The organism is Segatella oulorum F0390, from assembly GCF_000224615.1.
GTDB classification, from domain to species: Bacteria; Bacteroidota; Bacteroidia; order Bacteroidales; family Bacteroidaceae; genus Prevotella; species Prevotella oulorum.
This window is the reverse complement of sequence record NZ_JH114215.1, coordinates 1,235,856-1,252,107: the sequence shown is the minus strand read 5'-3', so window position 1 is coordinate 1,252,107 and position 16,252 is coordinate 1,235,856. Positions and strand designations below refer to the sequence as shown.

The following is a 16,252-nucleotide window of genomic DNA, read 5'->3' as shown; positions in this document are numbered from 1 at the left end:
GTTGTTCGTGCACCCCCGAACGCTTGTTTTTCTCAAAAAACGGTTGTTCCGCACCTGCCGAACGCTTGTTTTTCTCAAAAACGGTTGTTCCGCACCTGCCGAACGCTTGTTTTTCTCAAAAACGGTTGTTCCGCACCTGCCGAACGCTTGTTTTTCTCAAAAACGGTTGTTCCGCACCTGCCGAACGCTTATTTTTCTCAAAAACGGTTGTTCCGCACCAGCTGAACGCTTGTCTTTCTCAAAAATGGTTGTTCCAACCCCTTGGAACGGCCGTTTGGGCTGCTTTAAAACAAAAAGAGCATGTCCCCATGGGCATGCTCTCTCGGTATCTGTTATCAAAGAATGTGTGCTGTTGTTTATTCGTTAGCGAGCTTCATCCCTTCTTCTACGGCTTGCATGTTGAGGGGGATGAGGCCGTGATGGCGTTCGGGGAGCGTCTTATAGAGCGCTTTTTGCAGCCCGTCGGTGCTCACAATGGGGCACACTTTGAGCAATGCACCGAGCACAATCATGTTAAACACTTTGGCATTCTTCATTTCTGCCGCCTTGTCCATCGCGTCAACACGATAAATGCGTATGTCGTCGCGTTGGGGCGGATTGACAATTCCAAAGCCATCGTAGATGAGTATGCCGCCGGGTTTGAGCTTGGGCATGAACTTGTCTAACGAGGGTTGGTTGAGCACAATGGCTACATCATATTTACTGAGGATGGGCGAGGAGATGCGCTCGTCGCTCACAATGACGGTGACATTGGCTGTTCCGCCGCGCTGTTCTGGGCCATAAGCAGGCATCCAGGTCACTTCTTTATTTTCGAGCAGACCCGAATAGGCTAAGATTTTGCCCATGGAGAGCACGCCCTGTCCGCCAAAGCCTGCGATGATAATTTCTGTTTTCATAAACCAAGTTGTTGTTAACCTTGCGTAGTATCCTTGAGGTCGCCCTTGGGATACTGTTTAAACATGTTTTCTTGCATCCATTTGTTGGCATCTACGGGCGACATTTTCCAACCGCTGTTGCAGGTAGACACAATCTCAACCAAGCTCGAACCTAAGCCTTTCATCGATGCTTCAAATGCTTTTCGAATGGCTTTCTTGGCCTTTTGAATAGCTCCCACGGTTTCAACGCTTTGGCGCGTCACGTAGCAAGTGCCGTCTAATCGTGAAGCTAAATCGGTGAGGTTGAGTGGATAGCCATGCAAATCGGGCTCGCGGCCGTAGGGGCATGTTGCAGTCTTTTGACCTAACAGTGTTGTCGGAGCCATCTGCCCACCCGTCATACCATAAATGGCATTGTTGATGAAAATGATGGTGATATGTTCGCCGCGGTTGAGGGCATGAATAGCTTCTGCCGTTCCGATGCAGGCCAAGTCGCCATCGCCTTGATAGGTGAACACCAGGCGATCGGGCCACAAACGTTTCACACCTGTTGCCAAAGCCGGCGCGCGACCATGAGGCGCTTCTTGCCAATCAATGTCGATATAGCGGTAGGCAAAGACGGCACAGCCCACGGGACTGATGCCCACAGCCTTGTCTTCCATGCCCATCTCGGCAATCACCTCGGCCACTAATTTGTGCACCACGCCATGCGAACAGCCTGCACAATAGTGCATAGCCGTGTCATTCATGAGGGCCGGCTTCTCGTAAACTAAGTTCTCGGGTGAAATAATATCGTTATTCATTGCTCATCAGTTTTGTTTGAATTGCGTGTACAATCTCTTCGGGGTCGGGCACAATTCCTCCCAATCGACCGAAGTGTTCCACAGGAACGCTATTTCCCAAGGCAATCTTTACGTCTTGAATCATCTGTCCGGCATTGATTTCTGCAACTAAAATGCCACGTTTTCCCTTTGCTGCCTTTTGCAGTTCTTTCTTGGGGAATGGCCAAAGCGTAATCGGACGGAACAGGCCTACTTTAATACCTTGCTTGCGCGCTGTCTCCATGCTCTTCTCGGCGATACGCGAAGCACTGCCAAAGGCCACGATGATATAGTCTGCATCTTCGCAGTTTGTCATCTCGCAGCGTGTCTCCGTGTCGCGGATTTGCTGGTATTTGGCTTGCAGGTGCAAATTCTTTTGCTCCATCACCTCGGGCATCAGTTCCAACGATGTGATGATGTTGGGTTGGCGGTCGCGTGTTCTTCCCGTTGAAGCCCAGGGACATTCTTTCAAGATTTCTTCCTCAGTGCGGCGGGGTTTCATCGGCGGCAGCACCACCTTCTCCATCATCTGACCAATCACACCATCACTCAAAATCATTGCAGGATTGCGGTATTTGAACGCTAAGGTGAAGGCCAAATCAACAAAGTCGGCCATCTCTTGCACCGATGCAGGAGCTAAAACAATGACGTTGTAGTCGCCATTTCCACCGCCACGCGTAGCCTGATTATAGTCGCTTTGGCTGGGTTGGATGGTTCCTAAGCCCGGACCTCCACGCTGCACATTGACAATCACGCCGGGGAGTTCGGCTCCGGCCATGTAAGAAATGCCTTCTTGCATGAGTGCAACGCCTGGACTTGAACTTGATGTGAGCACACGTTTGCCGGCTCCGGCACCGCCATAAAGCATGTTAATCGATGCCACTTCGCTCTCGGCTTGCAGCACCACCATGCCCGTTGTCTCCCAAGGCTTAAGCAAAGCCAAGGTTTCGATAATCTCACTCTGTGGGGTTATGGGATAACCAAAATAGCCATCGGTGCCGCAACGGATAGCCGCGTGGGCAATGGCCTCGTTCCCTTTCATTAATTTTACTTCTTGATCTTCCATAGATTTTTCTCCTTTCAATCAATTTTCTTTCGATAAACCGTAATGCAGCCGTCAGGGCAAACGACGCCGCAAGCCGCACAACCGATGCAATCATCGGGGCGGATGGCTTCTACATACGGATAGCCATGAACATTGACTTTCTTTCCTGCCAATTCAATTACAGCCTTGGGGCAGGCCACAACGCACAGCGAGCAGCCTTTACACCGGTCTGTATTGACAACAATGGCACCAACGATTTTTCCCATAATGTGTTCTATACTATGTGTTGTTAACGTGGATGGCGAGCTTCAAGGATTATAAATGTCTTTGCAATAAAAAGCATAAATGTCACGTAACATCTTGTATGCCTCTGCTGCCGGACTCTCGGGGTCAAGTGCCATGGCTTCTAAATAAGCTTCCATGGCTTGCTTGTAGTTTCCCTCTCGGCGAAGCTGATTGCCCCGCTCGTAAAATTCTTCGGCTGTCATCTTTACCTAATGTCTTTGTTGGCGACAAAAATACAAGTAGAAAAGATGTATAGAAGAATGTGAGGACTGATTTTAAACTATATTAAAGTTGTTTTGCTAAAAAGTGCGCACACACTACTTTGAGTGTGCAAAAAAGGAACTAAAGTTATCCCAATCACCATTAAAGGATTTGATTTTGTCATAAAGCAGATGGGCACCTTGCTCAAGAAGTGCCGCGTCGGGCAAAGGCCCGCTATTGATAGCCACAGTAAAAATGTGTGCATTTACTCCGGCTTTCACGCCCAAAGGGGCATTCTCCACCACGATACCTTCAAAGGGTTTCAAGCCTCCTGCCTTCTCAAGACCTTTTAAATAAGGGTCGGCAAAGGGCTTGCCACGCACTACGTCGTAGGCCGTGGTGATGTGTTCCTCGTCTAAAAAATGACTGAAGTCGTGCAATAAGCGCTGAATAAGTGAGTGCTGTCCGCTTCCCGTCACGACATTTACGGATAGACCAGCTTGCCTAATTTTCTCCATCAAGGGGATGACGCCGTCAAAGATAGGCGCTTCGGGCATTTCGTGAAAGATGCGACTCTTTTCGTCATACATACGTTGCGCCTCCTCTAAGGTAATGTTACGCCCCTGCTGTTCTTTCACAAATTGTCGAATGGTATCCACCCCTCGTGCACCTTCTGTGGCATAAGCGTCGGCCGTAGTGAAATGAATACCAAACTTTTTCATGCTTTCTTGCCATGCAACAGCGTGATTGGGCATGCTGTCATAGAGCACACCATCCATATCGAAAAGCACGGCTTTAGGGCTGAAAGTCCCAAAGCCGTTGCTCGAAAGATATTGCTTTATTTGCGTCTCAATCATGCTAAGCGCTCACGAATAGCTTTGCTCTCGGCCTCATAGCCTGGCTTGTTGAGCAGCGCAAACATATTCTTTTTATAGGCTTCCACGCCGGGTTGGTTGAAAGGATTAACTCCGAGCAGGTTGCCGCTGATGCCACAAGCTATCTCAAAGAAATAAATCAGCTGCCCGATATAGAAGGCATTGAGTTGCGGAACGCTTACTTTGATGTTGGGAACGCCGCCATCGACATGTGCCAACTGGGTGCCCAATTCGGCCATCTTGTTCACATCGTTCACGCGTTTGCCTTCGAGGAAGTTCAATCCATCGAGATTTTCATCGTCGTGGGGGAACAACAAGGTCTTTTCGGGGCGCTCAATGCTAATCACTGTTTCGAAAATCGAGCGCTCACCCTCTTGAATCCATTGTCCCATGGAGTGCAAATCGGTTGTGAAATCGCAAGCTGCGGGGAAAATGCCCTTGCCCTCTTTACCTTCACTCTCGCCATAGAGCTGTTTCCACCACTCGGCAAAGAAATGAAGTTTGGGCTGGAAGTTCACCACAATCTCAATCTTCTTGCCGGCTTCCTCGTAGAGCGCATTGCGCACAGCCGCATATTGTGCGGCAGGATTTTCAGCAAACGGAACATCGGCTGCGCAAGCCTTTTCCATCGTCTGTGCGCCCTTTACCAATTCTTTCACGTCGAAACCTGCGCAGGCAATGGGCAACAATCCCACTGGTGTCAGCACTGAGAAGCGACCGCCCACATTGTCGGGAATAACAAAACTCTTGTAGCCTTCTTTGTCGGCGCAAATGCGTGCGGCACCTTTCTTGGCATCGGTCACCGCCACAATCACATCTTTGGCTTCTGCTTTGCCACGTTGTGCTTCGCATTGTTTCTTCAACAAGCGGAACGTGAGCGCCGTTTCGGTGGTGGTTCCCGATTTGCTGATGTTGATGACACCAAACTTCTTACCTTTCAGATATTCGGTGAGTTCAAAAAGATAGTCTTCGCCAATGTTGTTACCAGCAAAGAGGATGGTGGGGTTTCTCTTGTCGTTCACCAACCAGGCGAAGCTGTTGCCGAGCGCTTCGATTACTGCACGCGCGCCCAAATAAGAGCCGCCGATGCCTGCAACAACAATCACTTCGCATTTGCTGCGCAGCGTGTTGGCAACAGTTTGAATGTCGTTCAAGAAAGCATCGGTGATGCTTGATGGCAAATGCAGCCATCCTAAGAAGTCGTTACCCGGGCAAGTGCCATTTTCAAGCGACGCTTGCGCTGCTTTCACTTTACTTTCATACGCGGCCACAGCGTTTGTCTTTAAAAACTGCTCGGCCTTTGTAATGTCTAAGCTAATATTCTTCATTATTTTTAATGATTGCGACGCTAACAAGAGCGTCATGTTTTATCTGAAATTTTTTGTGAGCAATTGAATTTCGGTCTTCACTTCAGCCCGTTTGTAGAGAATGCGATAGACGGTTTCGAGAATCGGCATGTCCATTTGCAGCGTTTTGTTGATTTCGTGCATACATTTCGTGCCATAATAGCCCTCGGCAATCATTTCCATCTCGATTTGCGCACTTTTCACCGAATAGCCGCGACCAATCATTTTGCCAAAGGTGCGGTTGCGGCTGAATTTGCTGTAGGCTGTCACGAGCAAATCGCCCAAATAGGCGCTGTCGTCGATGCACCGCGGCGTGGCATTCACCGCTTCGAGAAAACGTTTCATTTCCTGTATGGCGTTGGAGAGAAACACCGCTTGGAAGTTGTCGCCATATTTTAATCCGTTGCAAATGCCGGCAGCGATGGCATAAACATTTTTCAGCACGGCGGCATATTCAATGCCGATAATGTCGGTGGAGCATTTTGTCTTAATGAAATCGTTTGCCAAAATCTCGGCCACAGCCTGGGCTTTTTCCACGTCGGTGCAGCTAATGGTGAGATAGGACAAGCGCTCCAAGGCCACTTCTTCGGCATGCGAAGGACCGCCGATGCACGTGATGTTGTCGTAAGGCACCTGCCACACCTGATGAAAATATTCTGAAACAATCATGTTTTCATCGGGCACAATCCCCTTGATGGCCGTCACGATGAGTTTATCGCGCAGAGGCACCGTCAACTTCTGAAGATGCTGTTTCAAATAGGGCGATGGCGTGACGAAGATAAGCGTGTCATATTGCGCCACAATGTCATTGAGATTGCTCGAGAAAGTAATCTCCTTTACATTGAAATGTGCGGTCGTTAGATAGTCGGGGTTATGGCCTAAACGCACGAAAGCCTCTATGCGCTCGTCGTGACGCATATACCAACCGATGTGATGCGTATGCTGCACCACCAACTTGGCAATGGCTGTGGCCCACGAGCCGCTACCAATAATGGCTATGTTTCCGCAACTATCCATTTGCACCGTCAATCCACTTCTGAATATCTTCTAACGCCGGCTTTTCGTAGCCCAATTTATATTTCTTGTTAATCTCCAGCAATTTTTGTTGCAGGCCTTGCGCCTTTTCGTCTTTCAAATCGCTGATGAGGTTGAAACCTGCTTTGCGCAACACGTAGACCCAATCTTCGGCTACACCCAAGGCCGCCCATTCCTTTACGCTGCTTTGCGGCAGTTTGGCTTCGGGTTTCATTTGGGGGAAGAGCAGCACTTCTTGGATAAACTCCTTGCCCGTCATGAGCATGCAAAGGCGATCGATGCCGATACCGATGCCCGATGTGGGCGGCATGCCATATTGCAAAGCGCGCAAAAAGTCCTGATCGATAATCATAGCCTCGTCGTCGCCTTTGTCGGCCAATTTCATTTGCTCTTTAAAACGTTCCTCCTGATCGATGGGGTCGTTGAGCTCGGAGTAGGCATTCGCCAGCTCCTTGCCGTTCACCATGAGTTCGAAACGCTCGGTGAGGCCGGGTTTCGAGCGGTGCATCTTCGTGAGCGGGCTCATCTCCACGGGATAATCGGTGATGAAGGTGGGTTGGATGAAGGTGCCTTCGCAGAACTCACCAAAGATTTCGTCGATGAGCTTGCCTTTGCCAAACGAGGCGTCGATGCCTTCTAATTTCAGCTCGTCGACGGCAATATGGCGTATTTCGTCTTCGGTTTTGTCCGACAAATCGAAGCCCGTCTTTTCCTTGATGGCCTCAAGGATGGGCAAGCGGCGGAAGGGTGCTTTAAACGAAATGACGTTTTCGCCGTTCTTCACCTCGGTCGCGCCGTTGTTCACCGCGCGGCAAATGGTTTCTAACAGTTGCTCGGTGAAGCGCATCATCCAGTTGTAATCCTTATACTGCACGTAGAGCTCCATGCAGGTGAACTCGGGATTATGGAACTTGTCCATGCCCTCGTTGCGGAAGTTTTTGCCAATTTCATACACGCCCTCGAAGCCACCCACAATCAGCCGCTTCAGATAGAGCTCGGTGGCGATGCGCATATACATGTCGATGTTAAGGGCATTGAAATGCGTGATGAACGGGCGTGCGCTGGCACCGCCGGCAATGCTTTGCAAAGTGGGCGTCTCCACCTCGGTGTAACCATGCTCGTCGAAGAAGTTGCGCATGGTTTTGAGCACGGTGGCACGCTTGAGGAACGTGTCCTTCACACCCTCGTTGACCACCAAATCAACGTAGCGTTGACGGGCGCGCAGCTCGGGATCGTCGAATTTATCGTAGGCCACACCATCCTTATATTTCACGATGGGCAGCGGTTTGAGGCTTTTGCTCAGCAGAGTCAGCTCTTGTGCGTGCACACTCACTTCGCCTGTCTGCGTGCGGAAGACAAACCCTTTCACGCCCACGAAATCGCCAATGTCCAAGAGCTTTTTAAACACCTTATTATATAGGTCCTTGTCGTCGCCCGGACAGATGTCGTCGCGCGAGATGTAGACCTGAATGCGGCCACGGCTGTCTTGCAACTCCATGAAGCTGGCTTTTCCCATGATGCGGCGGCTCATCATGCGGCCTGCAATCACCACTTCGCGTTTCTCTTCGTCGGCATCGAATGCCTTTTTGATGTCAACCGAAAAAGCATTGGTGGGAAACTCGGCTGCTGGATAGGGATTGATGCCCATTTCCTTGAGCTCTTGAAGACATTGTCTGCGAACAATTTCCTGTTCGCTTAACTCTAAAATATTCATTGTTGTTTCGTTGCTGTTTTTTATTTTCTGCATGCAAAAATACGAAAAAAAACTGAGTAACGGAGCCTTTTCCATGCCAGTCTTCGCTTTTCGGAAGTTTTTCGATGTGGTAAATGCTTCAAGATAGGTTAGCCGAAACTTGCATCCCATTTGCGGAAGTTCCGCAAATAATGTACAAAATTGAATAATGCTTGCGGAAGTTCCGCAAATAATTCACAAAAAAGAATGATACTTGCGGAAATTCCGCAAAAGATAAACAAAAATGAATTATGCTTGCGGAAGTTCCGCAAATAATGTACAAAAGTGAGTGATACTTGCGGAAGTTCCGCAAAAGATAAACGAAAATGAATGGCGTTTGCGGAAGTTCCGCAAATAATGTACGAAAGTGAGTGGTGTTTGCGGAAGTTCCGCAAATGATGCGCAAAAAAAGAATGATACTTGCGGAAGTTCCGCAAACGATGCACAACGGTCGGAGAACTTGTTTCTTCATGATAACAAGACGGCACGCAATGGTTTCATCGCATGCCGTCTTGTTGCTGATTTGTCTGAAAGAGTGGGGGATTGTGCCGCTTTGTTTTTCTTGCTCGTAGCGTTTGGGATGGGGCTTGAAAGCTATTCGTTTCGTTCCTCTTTTATCGGGGTTATCTCATGCGTCACATAGCGTTGCCAATAAACCATGACGAGCGTGGTGAGCGGCAATGCTACGATGAGCCCGATGAAACCCAACAGTGCGCCCCATACCGAGAGCGACAACAATAGAATGGCGGGGTTGAGCCCCATGGCTTTGCCCATGATTTTTGGGGTTACAATCATGTCGGTAATCACCTGAACGACGGCGAAAACGAGTAGCGCCAAACCGAAAACCACCCAGAAGCTTTGGCCCGTATTGGCGGCCTTGAGCATGGCTAAAAAGGCTGTGGGGATGAGGGCGAAGGTGTGCAAATAGGGCACCAGGTCGAGGATGCCGATTAAAATGCCTAAGCCGATGGCCATGGGAAAGCCGATGATGGTGAAGCCGATGCAGAACATGATGCCCATGCACAGTGCCACGAGTCCCTGGCCGCGGATGTAACTGTTGAGTGCCGTCTTGGCGTCTTGTGACAGCTCGTGCCAAAAGGGACGATATTTCTTGGGAAAGATTTTAATCCAGTTGGCCGTGAGATATTCGTAGTCCAAGAGGATGAAAAACGTGTAGAGCAGCGTGATGAGCGATGCTACGATACTGAGCAGAATGCTGGCCGTTTGGCTCACCAACGTGAAAACCTTGGGCATGGCGGTGTGGAGTGCGTCGCTGAAGTTCTTGCTATGCACAAATTCGGTGATTTGTTTTTGGTTGCGTTCAATCCAGTTCGAGATGTATTTTGTGAGGTCGTTGGTGTGGGTTGTTTGGTGCAACCATTGCGAGAGAATGTCCTGCACCTTGTTGGATTGCTCAATCATGGGCGGAATGATGAAATAGAGCATGCCACCGATGACCATCACAACCACCAGGAAAGCCACGATGATGCTCAGCGCCCGGATGCGCAGATGGAGCTTGTCTTCGATGAATTTCACAATTGGATAGAGCAAATAGGCCAGCAGCCATGCAATGAAGAAGGGCAGCAACACGCTGCTCAGATAATTGAGCAGCAGCAACACGGCCAGCACAATGGCGCCGATGCCTGCCCAACGAATAAACCGGTCGAATGTAATCTCTTTCATCTTGAATGCTTTTTATTTTTCTTCGCGAATTGCCTTTTGGAAACAGTTTCGGCAAAGTGGCTCGTATTCTGTTTGCTCGCCCAGCATCACGCGATGGGCGTTGGCCACCAACCGATGGCTCACATAGGCCAGCGCGCCACATTTCACGCAGATGGCGTGCACCTTAGTTACCTCGTCGGCTACGGCACAGAGCGCCGGCATGGGGCCAAAGGGCACCCCTTTGTAGTCCATGTCTAAGCCGGCAACAATCACCCGAATGCCACGGTTGGCCAGCGCATTGCACACGTCGACCAAGCCATCGTCGAAGAATTGTGCCTCGTCGATGCCCACTACGTCGATGTCGGCCGTGAGCAGCATCAATGCCCCCGATGCGTCAATCGGCGTGGAATGAATGCTGTTTTGATCGTGACTCACCACGTCGTCCTCGGAATAGCGCACGTCGATGGCCGGTTTGAAAATCTCAACCCGTTGTTTAGCAAACTTGGCACGCTTCATGCGGCGAATGAGTTCTTCGGTCTTTCCCGAGAACATCGAACCGCAAATCACTTCTATTCGTCCGCGACGACAGGTTTCTCCGATTGAATTTTCCATCATAATGTGTGCAAAGTTAAGAAAAAAACGAAAACCCATCGGCTTGCATCTAAAAAGAAAAGCCGCCGCCATCGCCATGCACGCAATTCTTTTATTTTAAAAACATATCTTTTCAGTTGCGCGGTTAGATTTTTAAAAATTGCAAAGAAACGCGGGCATCTGTTGGGCATCATGCAGATTTATTATATATTTGCGACACGATATGGGAACATTATATATTATACCAACGCCCGTAGGCAACATGGAAGATATGACGTTTCGAGCCATCCGCTTGTTGAAAGAAGCCGATTTGGTTTTGGCAGAAGACACCCGCACGTCGAGTGTTTTGCTGAAACATTATGACATTAAAAATCGGTTGGTGGCGCATCATAAATTCAATGAGCATGGCACGGCTACCCATATCGTTGAGCGTTTGAAGGCGGGTGAGACCATTGCTCTTGTGAGCGATGCCGGCACACCGGGCGTGAGTGATCCCGGATTTCTGTTGGCGCGCGAGGCTGTCAAGGCAGGTGTTGAGGTGCAAACCTTGCCGGGAGCCACAGCTTGCATTCCTGCTTTGGTTTCGTCGGGCTTGCCTTGCGACCGCTTTTGCTTTGAAGGTTTCTTGCCGCAGAAGAAAGGTCGCCAAACCATTTTGCAAAGTTTGCAGACCGAGCCACGCACGATGGTGTTTTATGAATCACCTTATCGGCTTGTGAAGACGCTCAAACAATTTGCCGAAGTCTTTGGCAACGACCGACAAGTGAGCGTGGCACGCGAAATTTCCAAGCTCCACGAAGAGCATGTACGCGGCACCTTGAGCGAGGTTATTGCCCATTTCGAAGAAACAGCGCCACGCGGCGAAATTGTCATCACGTTGGCAGGATGTAGTATAAAGAAAACCAAAGATAAACAATTAAAATTAGAGGAGTAAAAAGTTATGAAGAAAATGCTATTCTTATCGGTTGGCGCATTGTTGCTGACCTTTGCAAGTTGCAAACAAAACAAGAGTGAAAACAATCCCAGTAATGCACACCAAAATGATTCGTTGGAGCAGATTCTGTCGCAAAAAGATTCTGAAATCAACGACATGATGGGCTTGATGAACGAGGTGCAGGAGGGATTTCGTCAGATTAACGAAGCCGAGAATCGCGTCACCATTGCGAAAGATGGCGAGGGAGCTGACAAGAAACAAATGTTGCGTGACAATGTGAAGTTCATTGCGGCAACCATGCAAAAAAACCGTGAGCTCATTGCAAAGTTGCGTCAACAGCTTTCGACGAGTTCGTTAAAAGGAACGCAGCTCAAGGCCACCATCGACAATTTGGTGAAGCAATTGGATGAGAAGGATCAGCAGTTGCAACAGTTGCGCGCCGATTTGGATGCCAAGGACATTCACATTGGCGAATTGGACGAAACCATTAGCAACCTCAACACCAACGTGAACCATCTCACCACAGAGAGCAAACAGAAAACGGAGACCATTAATGCGCAAGACAAACAGCTCAATACGGCCTGGTATGTGTTTGGAACAAAGAGCGAACTCAAGGAGCAACGCATCATTGCTGATGGAAAAGTGTTGCAAGGAAACTTCAACAAAAACTATTTCACGAAGATTGATATCCGTGTCGATAAAGTCATCAAGCTCTATTCTAAGTCGGCAAAGTTGCTCACCCTGCACCCGGCAAGCAGCTACACCTTGGCGCGTGATGCCAACAAGCAGTTTGTGTTGACCATCACCAATCCTGAGATTTTCTGGAGCACCAGCAAATATTTGGTCATTCAAGTGAAATAATTCCACATCTCGCTTCCTATTCCATCCTTGCTTTTATTGAAGCAAAAAGAGGATTGCCGAAAGCGAAGGTTTCTCCCCATCAAAGGCCGTTAGGTGGCACCTTGCCGCGTAATGGCCTTTGTTGCGTCCACTCTTTCCATTCTCTTGGCGAGTTCCTCTTCAAAAAGTCCCGTCTTTCTGTTGTCCACATCTTGTTGTTTTCGGCATGATTCTTTTTTTTCCTCGAAACATTTTTTACGAGTAAATTTGTTGCTTTGCGCAAAAGTTTATACCTTTGCTGCCGAATTAAACAGAAAGTGTTGGTATGCAAATGGAAAATAATTTTTCAAGCAGTGTAAATTTTAACATCTTTTATTTGGCAGAACCAAATAAAAGTGTAACACACACACACACACACACACATTCTAACAACGGTCTAAGTCTCTGTACTAAGGCGATAGCGGTGCGCCCGGCGCGGGTGTCGGTCTGCCGTTTCAAGCATCTGCAAGGAGTTTTCAAAGCTCTTTGCAGATGCTTTTTGCGTGTGTGTAACTGCACCTGTGAAGCAAGAAATCAATAGTAGTAAATATAATCATTTAAACAGAATAAAAAAATGAAGAAAAAATTGTATGAAACACCGGTTTGCAGGGTCATTCCTTTGCCGGAAGAGTATTTGTTATTGACGAAAAGCCCCGTGGCACGTCCCGGTGGCGGTGGAGAAACAGGCCACAAGGGTAGCATCTCGGTGGGTGATTTTGATGATGGCGGCAGCGAAGAAATCGAAGATGAAGATTAATGGCTGTGGCAAACAAGTAGCGTAAAAATAAAAGGAATAACAAAAATGAAGATAAAGAATAAGTTGAGCAACCTTGCATGGCGCAGACTTCGCAGTCGAGGTTTGCTCGTTGCCGTTGGTGCTGCAGCTCTTTTGGCAGCCGCTTGTGCCGACGATGATTTAGCAACCGACAAGTCCAACAAGCACACGGGCACCGCCTTAGCATTCAATGTGAGCGATATGCAGATGGATGCCTTGGCACAAAACGGCGCAGGGCAAACGCGCGGTTTGAGTATGCAACCCATTCCGGCAAGCTATCTTGCTCCGCGCAAGATTGACGCCACAGGTAGCAATCCCCACGACTTCTGCCTGATTGAGTCGACCGTTGAGGGTCTTAACCCTGTGAAAGTGGATGCGAAGACACGCGGAACCATTCTCACCGCCAGCACGCTTGGCACTTTCTCCTCGATTGGCTATCGTGCGGCAAGTTCAGCTGCTGCATCCAATCCCGGCACAGCGCTGTTGTGGTTTCATGGTGAAAAGACTAATCCCGATGGCACGTTGGTAAATCGTTACGATTGGGACTGGCCAGTGAATGTTTATGGTCGCTTCTATGCTGTGTCGCCCGAAGCTACAGCAGCCAATGGCATCACACTCTCACCGAGCAACTATGCGCAGGTGCCTTATGTTGATTTTGAGGTAAAGAGCAATGTTGTTGACCAAGTCGACTTGATGACAGCCTGCTCGGGTGAGGTGCACTATGAGCATGGCAACGACCCCACGAGCAACCTCAAGTTCACGCATGCCTTGGCTGCTGTGAAGTTTTCCATCGGCAGCAACCTCTCACCCGTCACCATCAAGAAAATTGAAGTCTCGGGTGTGAAGTATAAAGGCCGCTACAAATTGCCCAATGCGTTGAATGCAACGGGCATATGGACGTCGGTTAACACTGCCACAACCACCGTAACGCTCGATGGCATCAACATGAATGCTGCAGAGATGCCCAACACGATGTTGGCCGGAGCACTCAATCCTGCGACAAATCCCAACAATCGTGCAGGACGCGATGCTTATACATTCTTGATGATTCCGCAAACCTTACCGAATAAATCAGATGCCAATCATGCTAAGGTTACGATTTATTACGAGGAAGGTGGTTCTACCAAGCATATTTCATTCCCTTTGACTGGTGAATGGAAGGCCAACACCACACGTGAATATAAGCTCTCGCAGAAGAATTCGAGCTGGGGCTATACTTTTACGCTTGCCGATGAAAATAAGGCATACGATTATCAAGGTAATGAAACGAGTAGTAACATTGCTTTTAAAGTAACCAGCTATCGCCAGAGTGGCACTACACAACAAGCCGTACCTTGGAAGATTTCCAAATATGAAGAGTGGGACTATACGCTCAACGGCGGCACTGGTGGCTGGGTAGACCGCGGCACTACAAAGCCCGATTGGCTCGGCGACCTCACCGATCAGGGTAATGGTGGAACAGCAGCAGAAGTAGGCAACACCGCAGTGAAACCTGCCACTGTTATTGATAAACTTGCCCCTTACAACCAAGTGCTCAAGGATGCTATGCCCAAAGGATCGGCCGGCAATCCCTACAATTTGGCCAATCCCGGTGGTAGTGGTGCAAAAAGTCATATAGAAGAGACTGCTAATTGTTATCTCATTTCTGCCCCGGGACACTATTGCATCCCGCTGGTCTATGGCAATGCCATCAAGAACGGTATCAAGAATGAGCATTCTTACAGAACATCAAACACGAGCAACGAAATCCTGACCAACTTCAAGGATCATGCCGGTGTAGACATCAACTCTCCCTACATCAATGTGCAGAATGCCTCCAACCCAGCCACCAAGGCCAGCATCGTATGGACCGACCAAAGTGGGCTGGTTGATGGTTTGACAGTAACAGGTAGTGGTGCCAACTCGTATGTCAACTTCCACGTCCCTGCCGATAAAATCAAGAACGGTAACGCCGTCATCGCTGTCAAGAACGCCTCGGGTATCGTGATGTGGTCATGGCATCTGTGGTTCGACCACAGCGACGTATTGAACACCATCGCCTGCACCAATTATCAAGGGTACACCTACAACTTCACCAAGCAGACGCTCGGTTTCGCCTATCGTAAATGGGAAGAATCTACTTACAGTAAACCGCGCATGGCCCGCATGAAGGTGGAACAGACCAGCGCCAACGGCGGCACAAAGCAGTCTGCCTACGTCACTATCACGCAGAATCCCCGCAGCGTCAAGGAAATCTCCTCCACTCTCTACCAGTTCGGTCGCAAGGATGCCATGCCGGGCATTGACGCCGTGAGCGACGGCTCTTTCACACCAAATGGCGGTGATAACATGTCCATTCAGAACGGCATCCAACATCCCGAAATTTTATACTCTGATGGGACAAGTTGGTATTATATTCCTCCAACAGGTTACACTTACTACAACCTCTGGTCGATGGATAACACCACTTACGGTTATAACGACAATGCCGTGGTCAAGACCATCTACGATCCCTGCCCCGCAGGTTTCCACATGCCCGCCTCTAACGCCTTCACCGGTTTCACGACGAATGGTTTGAGTAGTGGGCTAATGAATGTAAGCGGTGCTTGGGACTACGGGTGGAACTTCAAAGCCGGCGGCAGTTCAACCGCCACCGTCTATTTCCCCGCTTCGGGTTGTCGCGGCAGCAATGGTTCGTTGTACTACGTGGGCGAGTACGGCATCTATCTTTCGGCCGTTCCGAATAGCTTGCACAACGATTGTCACATGTACTTCTACCAGACGAGCATTAGCCCGCAGAACTACGGCTATCGGTCGACTGGGAAGTCTGTCCGCCCCGTGGCCGAACCCTAAACGAGGGTGACCTAAAAATAGAATGGGCTTTGGAATGGTCATTTTTGAAATGGAATCACGTTAGTGAGCGGCTCGCTGACCGTTTTTAAAGCGAAATCATGTTAGTGAGCGGCTCGCTGGTCATTTTTGAAACGAAATCACGTTAGTGAGCGGCTCGCTGACCATTTTTAAAGCGAAATCACGTTAGTGAGCGGCTCGCTGACCATTTTTAAAGCGAAATCATGTTAGTGAGCGGCTCGCTGACCATTTTTTAAAGCGAAATCATGTTAGTGAGCGGCTCGCTGGCCATTTTTTAAGCGAAATCACGTTAGTGAGCGGCTCGCCGGCCATTTTTTAAGCGAAATCACGTTAGTGAGCGGCTCGC

16 protein-coding genes are annotated in these 16,252 nt (G+C 49.1%); 5 read left to right on the top strand and 11 right to left on the bottom strand.

Annotation, left to right across the window (positions count from 1 at the left end):
- A partial coding sequence (locus tag HMPREF9431_RS13200) for a hypothetical protein (protein ID WP_196794561.1) occupies positions 1 to 367 on the top strand: 367 nt, incomplete at its 5' end.
- Here HMPREF9431_RS13200 and HMPREF9431_RS05365 read toward each other — a convergent pair.
- The 11 genes from HMPREF9431_RS05365 to HMPREF9431_RS05315 all read right to left on the bottom strand — a co-directional run bounded on the left by HMPREF9431_RS05365 (position 357) and on the right by HMPREF9431_RS05315 (position 10,492).
- Entirely contained in the window at positions 357 to 896 is a 540-nt protein-coding gene (locus tag HMPREF9431_RS05365; protein ID WP_004380152.1) for a 2-oxoacid:acceptor oxidoreductase family protein, read from the bottom strand. The genes HMPREF9431_RS13200 and HMPREF9431_RS05365 overlap by 11 nt on opposite strands.
- Before the next feature lie 14 nt (positions 897 to 910).
- Positions 911 to 1,678: a thiamine pyrophosphate-dependent enzyme gene (locus HMPREF9431_RS05360; RefSeq protein WP_004380150.1), complete on the bottom strand. Its 768-nt coding sequence runs from the start codon at positions 1,676 to 1,678 to the stop codon at positions 911 to 913.
- The gene (locus HMPREF9431_RS05355) at positions 1,671 to 2,762 is read right to left on the bottom strand and encodes a 3-methyl-2-oxobutanoate dehydrogenase subunit VorB (RefSeq protein WP_004380149.1); all 1,092 of its coding nucleotides are present in this window, start codon (positions 2,760 to 2,762) and stop codon (positions 1,671 to 1,673) included. Before HMPREF9431_RS05355 ends, HMPREF9431_RS05360 begins: the two co-directional genes overlap by 8 nt.
- A 14-nt stretch (positions 2,763 to 2,776) precedes the next feature.
- Positions 2,777 to 3,007: a 4Fe-4S dicluster domain-containing protein gene (locus tag HMPREF9431_RS05350; protein ID WP_004380148.1), complete on the bottom strand. Its 231-nt coding sequence runs from the start codon at positions 3,005 to 3,007 to the stop codon at positions 2,777 to 2,779.
- Between the two features lie 42 nt (positions 3,008 to 3,049).
- Complete coding sequence (locus HMPREF9431_RS05345) at positions 3,050 to 3,229, bottom strand: tetratricopeptide repeat protein (RefSeq protein WP_004380147.1); 180 nt, start codon at positions 3,227 to 3,229, stop codon at positions 3,050 to 3,052.
- Positions 3,230 to 3,343: 114 nt separating this feature from the next.
- Positions 3,344 to 4,084 (bottom strand): HAD family hydrolase, encoded by a 741-nt coding sequence (locus HMPREF9431_RS05340; RefSeq protein ID WP_004380146.1) that lies wholly within the window; start codon positions 4,082 to 4,084, stop codon positions 3,344 to 3,346.
- Positions 4,081 to 5,430 (bottom strand): glucose-6-phosphate isomerase, encoded by a 1,350-nt coding sequence (locus HMPREF9431_RS05335; RefSeq protein ID WP_040561147.1) that lies wholly within the window; start codon positions 5,428 to 5,430, stop codon positions 4,081 to 4,083. The genes HMPREF9431_RS05340 and HMPREF9431_RS05335 overlap by 4 nt, the downstream gene beginning before the upstream one ends.
- 39 nt (positions 5,431 to 5,469) lie before the next feature.
- Complete coding sequence (locus HMPREF9431_RS05330; protein WP_004380144.1) at positions 5,470 to 6,465, bottom strand: NAD(P)H-dependent glycerol-3-phosphate dehydrogenase; 996 nt, start codon at positions 6,463 to 6,465, stop codon at positions 5,470 to 5,472.
- Positions 6,458 to 8,197, bottom strand: a complete 1,740-nt coding sequence (lysS, locus tag HMPREF9431_RS05325; protein WP_040561146.1) for a lysine--tRNA ligase — start codon at positions 8,195 to 8,197, stop codon at positions 6,458 to 6,460. The genes HMPREF9431_RS05330 and lysS overlap by 8 nt, the downstream gene beginning before the upstream one ends.
- 612 nt (positions 8,198 to 8,809) lie before the next feature.
- Positions 8,810 to 9,898 (bottom strand): AI-2E family transporter, encoded by a 1,089-nt coding sequence (locus HMPREF9431_RS05320; protein ID WP_004380142.1) that lies wholly within the window; start codon positions 9,896 to 9,898, stop codon positions 8,810 to 8,812.
- 12 nt (positions 9,899 to 9,910) lie between these two features.
- Positions 9,911 to 10,492: a thymidine kinase gene (locus tag HMPREF9431_RS05315; protein ID WP_025071157.1), complete on the bottom strand. Its 582-nt coding sequence runs from the start codon at positions 10,490 to 10,492 to the stop codon at positions 9,911 to 9,913.
- A gap of 199 nt (positions 10,493 to 10,691) precedes the next feature.
- Between HMPREF9431_RS05315 and rsmI the strand changes: the two genes are divergently transcribed.
- The 4 genes from rsmI to HMPREF9431_RS05295 all read left to right on the top strand — a co-directional run bounded on the left by rsmI (position 10,692) and on the right by HMPREF9431_RS05295 (position 15,888).
- A complete protein-coding gene (gene rsmI / locus HMPREF9431_RS05310; RefSeq protein ID WP_004380140.1) occupies positions 10,692 to 11,402 on the top strand; it encodes a 16S rRNA (cytidine(1402)-2'-O)-methyltransferase in 711 nt (236 codons plus the stop codon).
- 6 nt (positions 11,403 to 11,408) lie between these two features.
- Positions 11,409 to 12,263, top strand: a complete 855-nt coding sequence (locus tag HMPREF9431_RS05305; RefSeq protein WP_025071295.1) for a Cbp1 family collagen-binding glycoprotein adhesin — start codon at positions 11,409 to 11,411, stop codon at positions 12,261 to 12,263.
- 592 nt (positions 12,264 to 12,855) lie between these two features.
- Positions 12,856 to 13,038, top strand: coding sequence for a hypothetical protein (locus HMPREF9431_RS05300; protein WP_004380137.1), 183 nt, complete (start codon positions 12,856 to 12,858; stop codon positions 13,036 to 13,038).
- 45 nt (positions 13,039 to 13,083) lie between these two features.
- Complete coding sequence (locus tag HMPREF9431_RS05295; protein WP_004380136.1) at positions 13,084 to 15,888, top strand: hypothetical protein; 2,805 nt, start codon at positions 13,084 to 13,086, stop codon at positions 15,886 to 15,888.
- Positions 15,889 to 16,252: the final 364 nt, after the last annotated feature.

Bases quoted from the DNA above. Each gene is read 5' to 3' on its own strand.
- HMPREF9431_RS05365 (WP_004380152.1), bottom strand. From the start codon at position 896: ATGAAAACAGAAATTATCATCGCAGGCTTTGGCGGACAGGGCGTGCTC.
- HMPREF9431_RS05360 (WP_004380150.1), bottom strand. From the start codon at position 1,678: ATGAATAACGATATTATTTCACCCGAGAACTTAGTTTACGAGAAGCCG.
- HMPREF9431_RS05355 (WP_004380149.1), bottom strand. From the start codon at position 2,762: ATGGAAGATCAAGAAGTAAAATTAATGAAAGGGAACGAGGCCATTGCC.
- HMPREF9431_RS05350 (WP_004380148.1), bottom strand. From the start codon at position 3,007: ATGGGAAAAATCGTTGGTGCCATTGTTGTCAATACAGACCGGTGTAAA.
- HMPREF9431_RS05345 (WP_004380147.1), bottom strand. From the start codon at position 3,229: ATGACAGCCGAAGAATTTTACGAGCGGGGCAATCAGCTTCGCCGAGAG.
- HMPREF9431_RS05340 (WP_004380146.1), bottom strand. From the start codon at position 4,084: ATGATTGAGACGCAAATAAAGCAATATCTTTCGAGCAACGGCTTTGGG.
- HMPREF9431_RS05335 (WP_040561147.1), bottom strand. From the start codon at position 5,430: ATGAAGAATATTAGCTTAGACATTACAAAGGCCGAGCAGTTTTTAAAG.
- HMPREF9431_RS05330 (WP_004380144.1), bottom strand. From the start codon at position 6,465: ATGGATAGTTGCGGAAACATAGCCATTATTGGTAGCGGCTCGTGGGCC.
- lysS (WP_040561146.1), bottom strand. From the start codon at position 8,197: ATGAATATTTTAGAGTTAAGCGAACAGGAAATTGTTCGCAGACAATGT.
- HMPREF9431_RS05320 (WP_004380142.1), bottom strand. From the start codon at position 9,898: ATGAAAGAGATTACATTCGACCGGTTTATTCGTTGGGCAGGCATCGGC.
- HMPREF9431_RS05315 (WP_025071157.1), bottom strand. From the start codon at position 10,492: ATGATGGAAAATTCAATCGGAGAAACCTGTCGTCGCGGACGAATAGAA.
- rsmI (WP_004380140.1), top strand. From the start codon at position 10,692: ATGGGAACATTATATATTATACCAACGCCCGTAGGCAACATGGAAGAT.
- HMPREF9431_RS05305 (WP_025071295.1), top strand. From the start codon at position 11,409: ATGAAGAAAATGCTATTCTTATCGGTTGGCGCATTGTTGCTGACCTTT.
- HMPREF9431_RS05300 (WP_004380137.1), top strand. From the start codon at position 12,856: ATGAAGAAAAAATTGTATGAAACACCGGTTTGCAGGGTCATTCCTTTG.
- HMPREF9431_RS05295 (WP_004380136.1), top strand. From the start codon at position 13,084: ATGAAGATAAAGAATAAGTTGAGCAACCTTGCATGGCGCAGACTTCGC.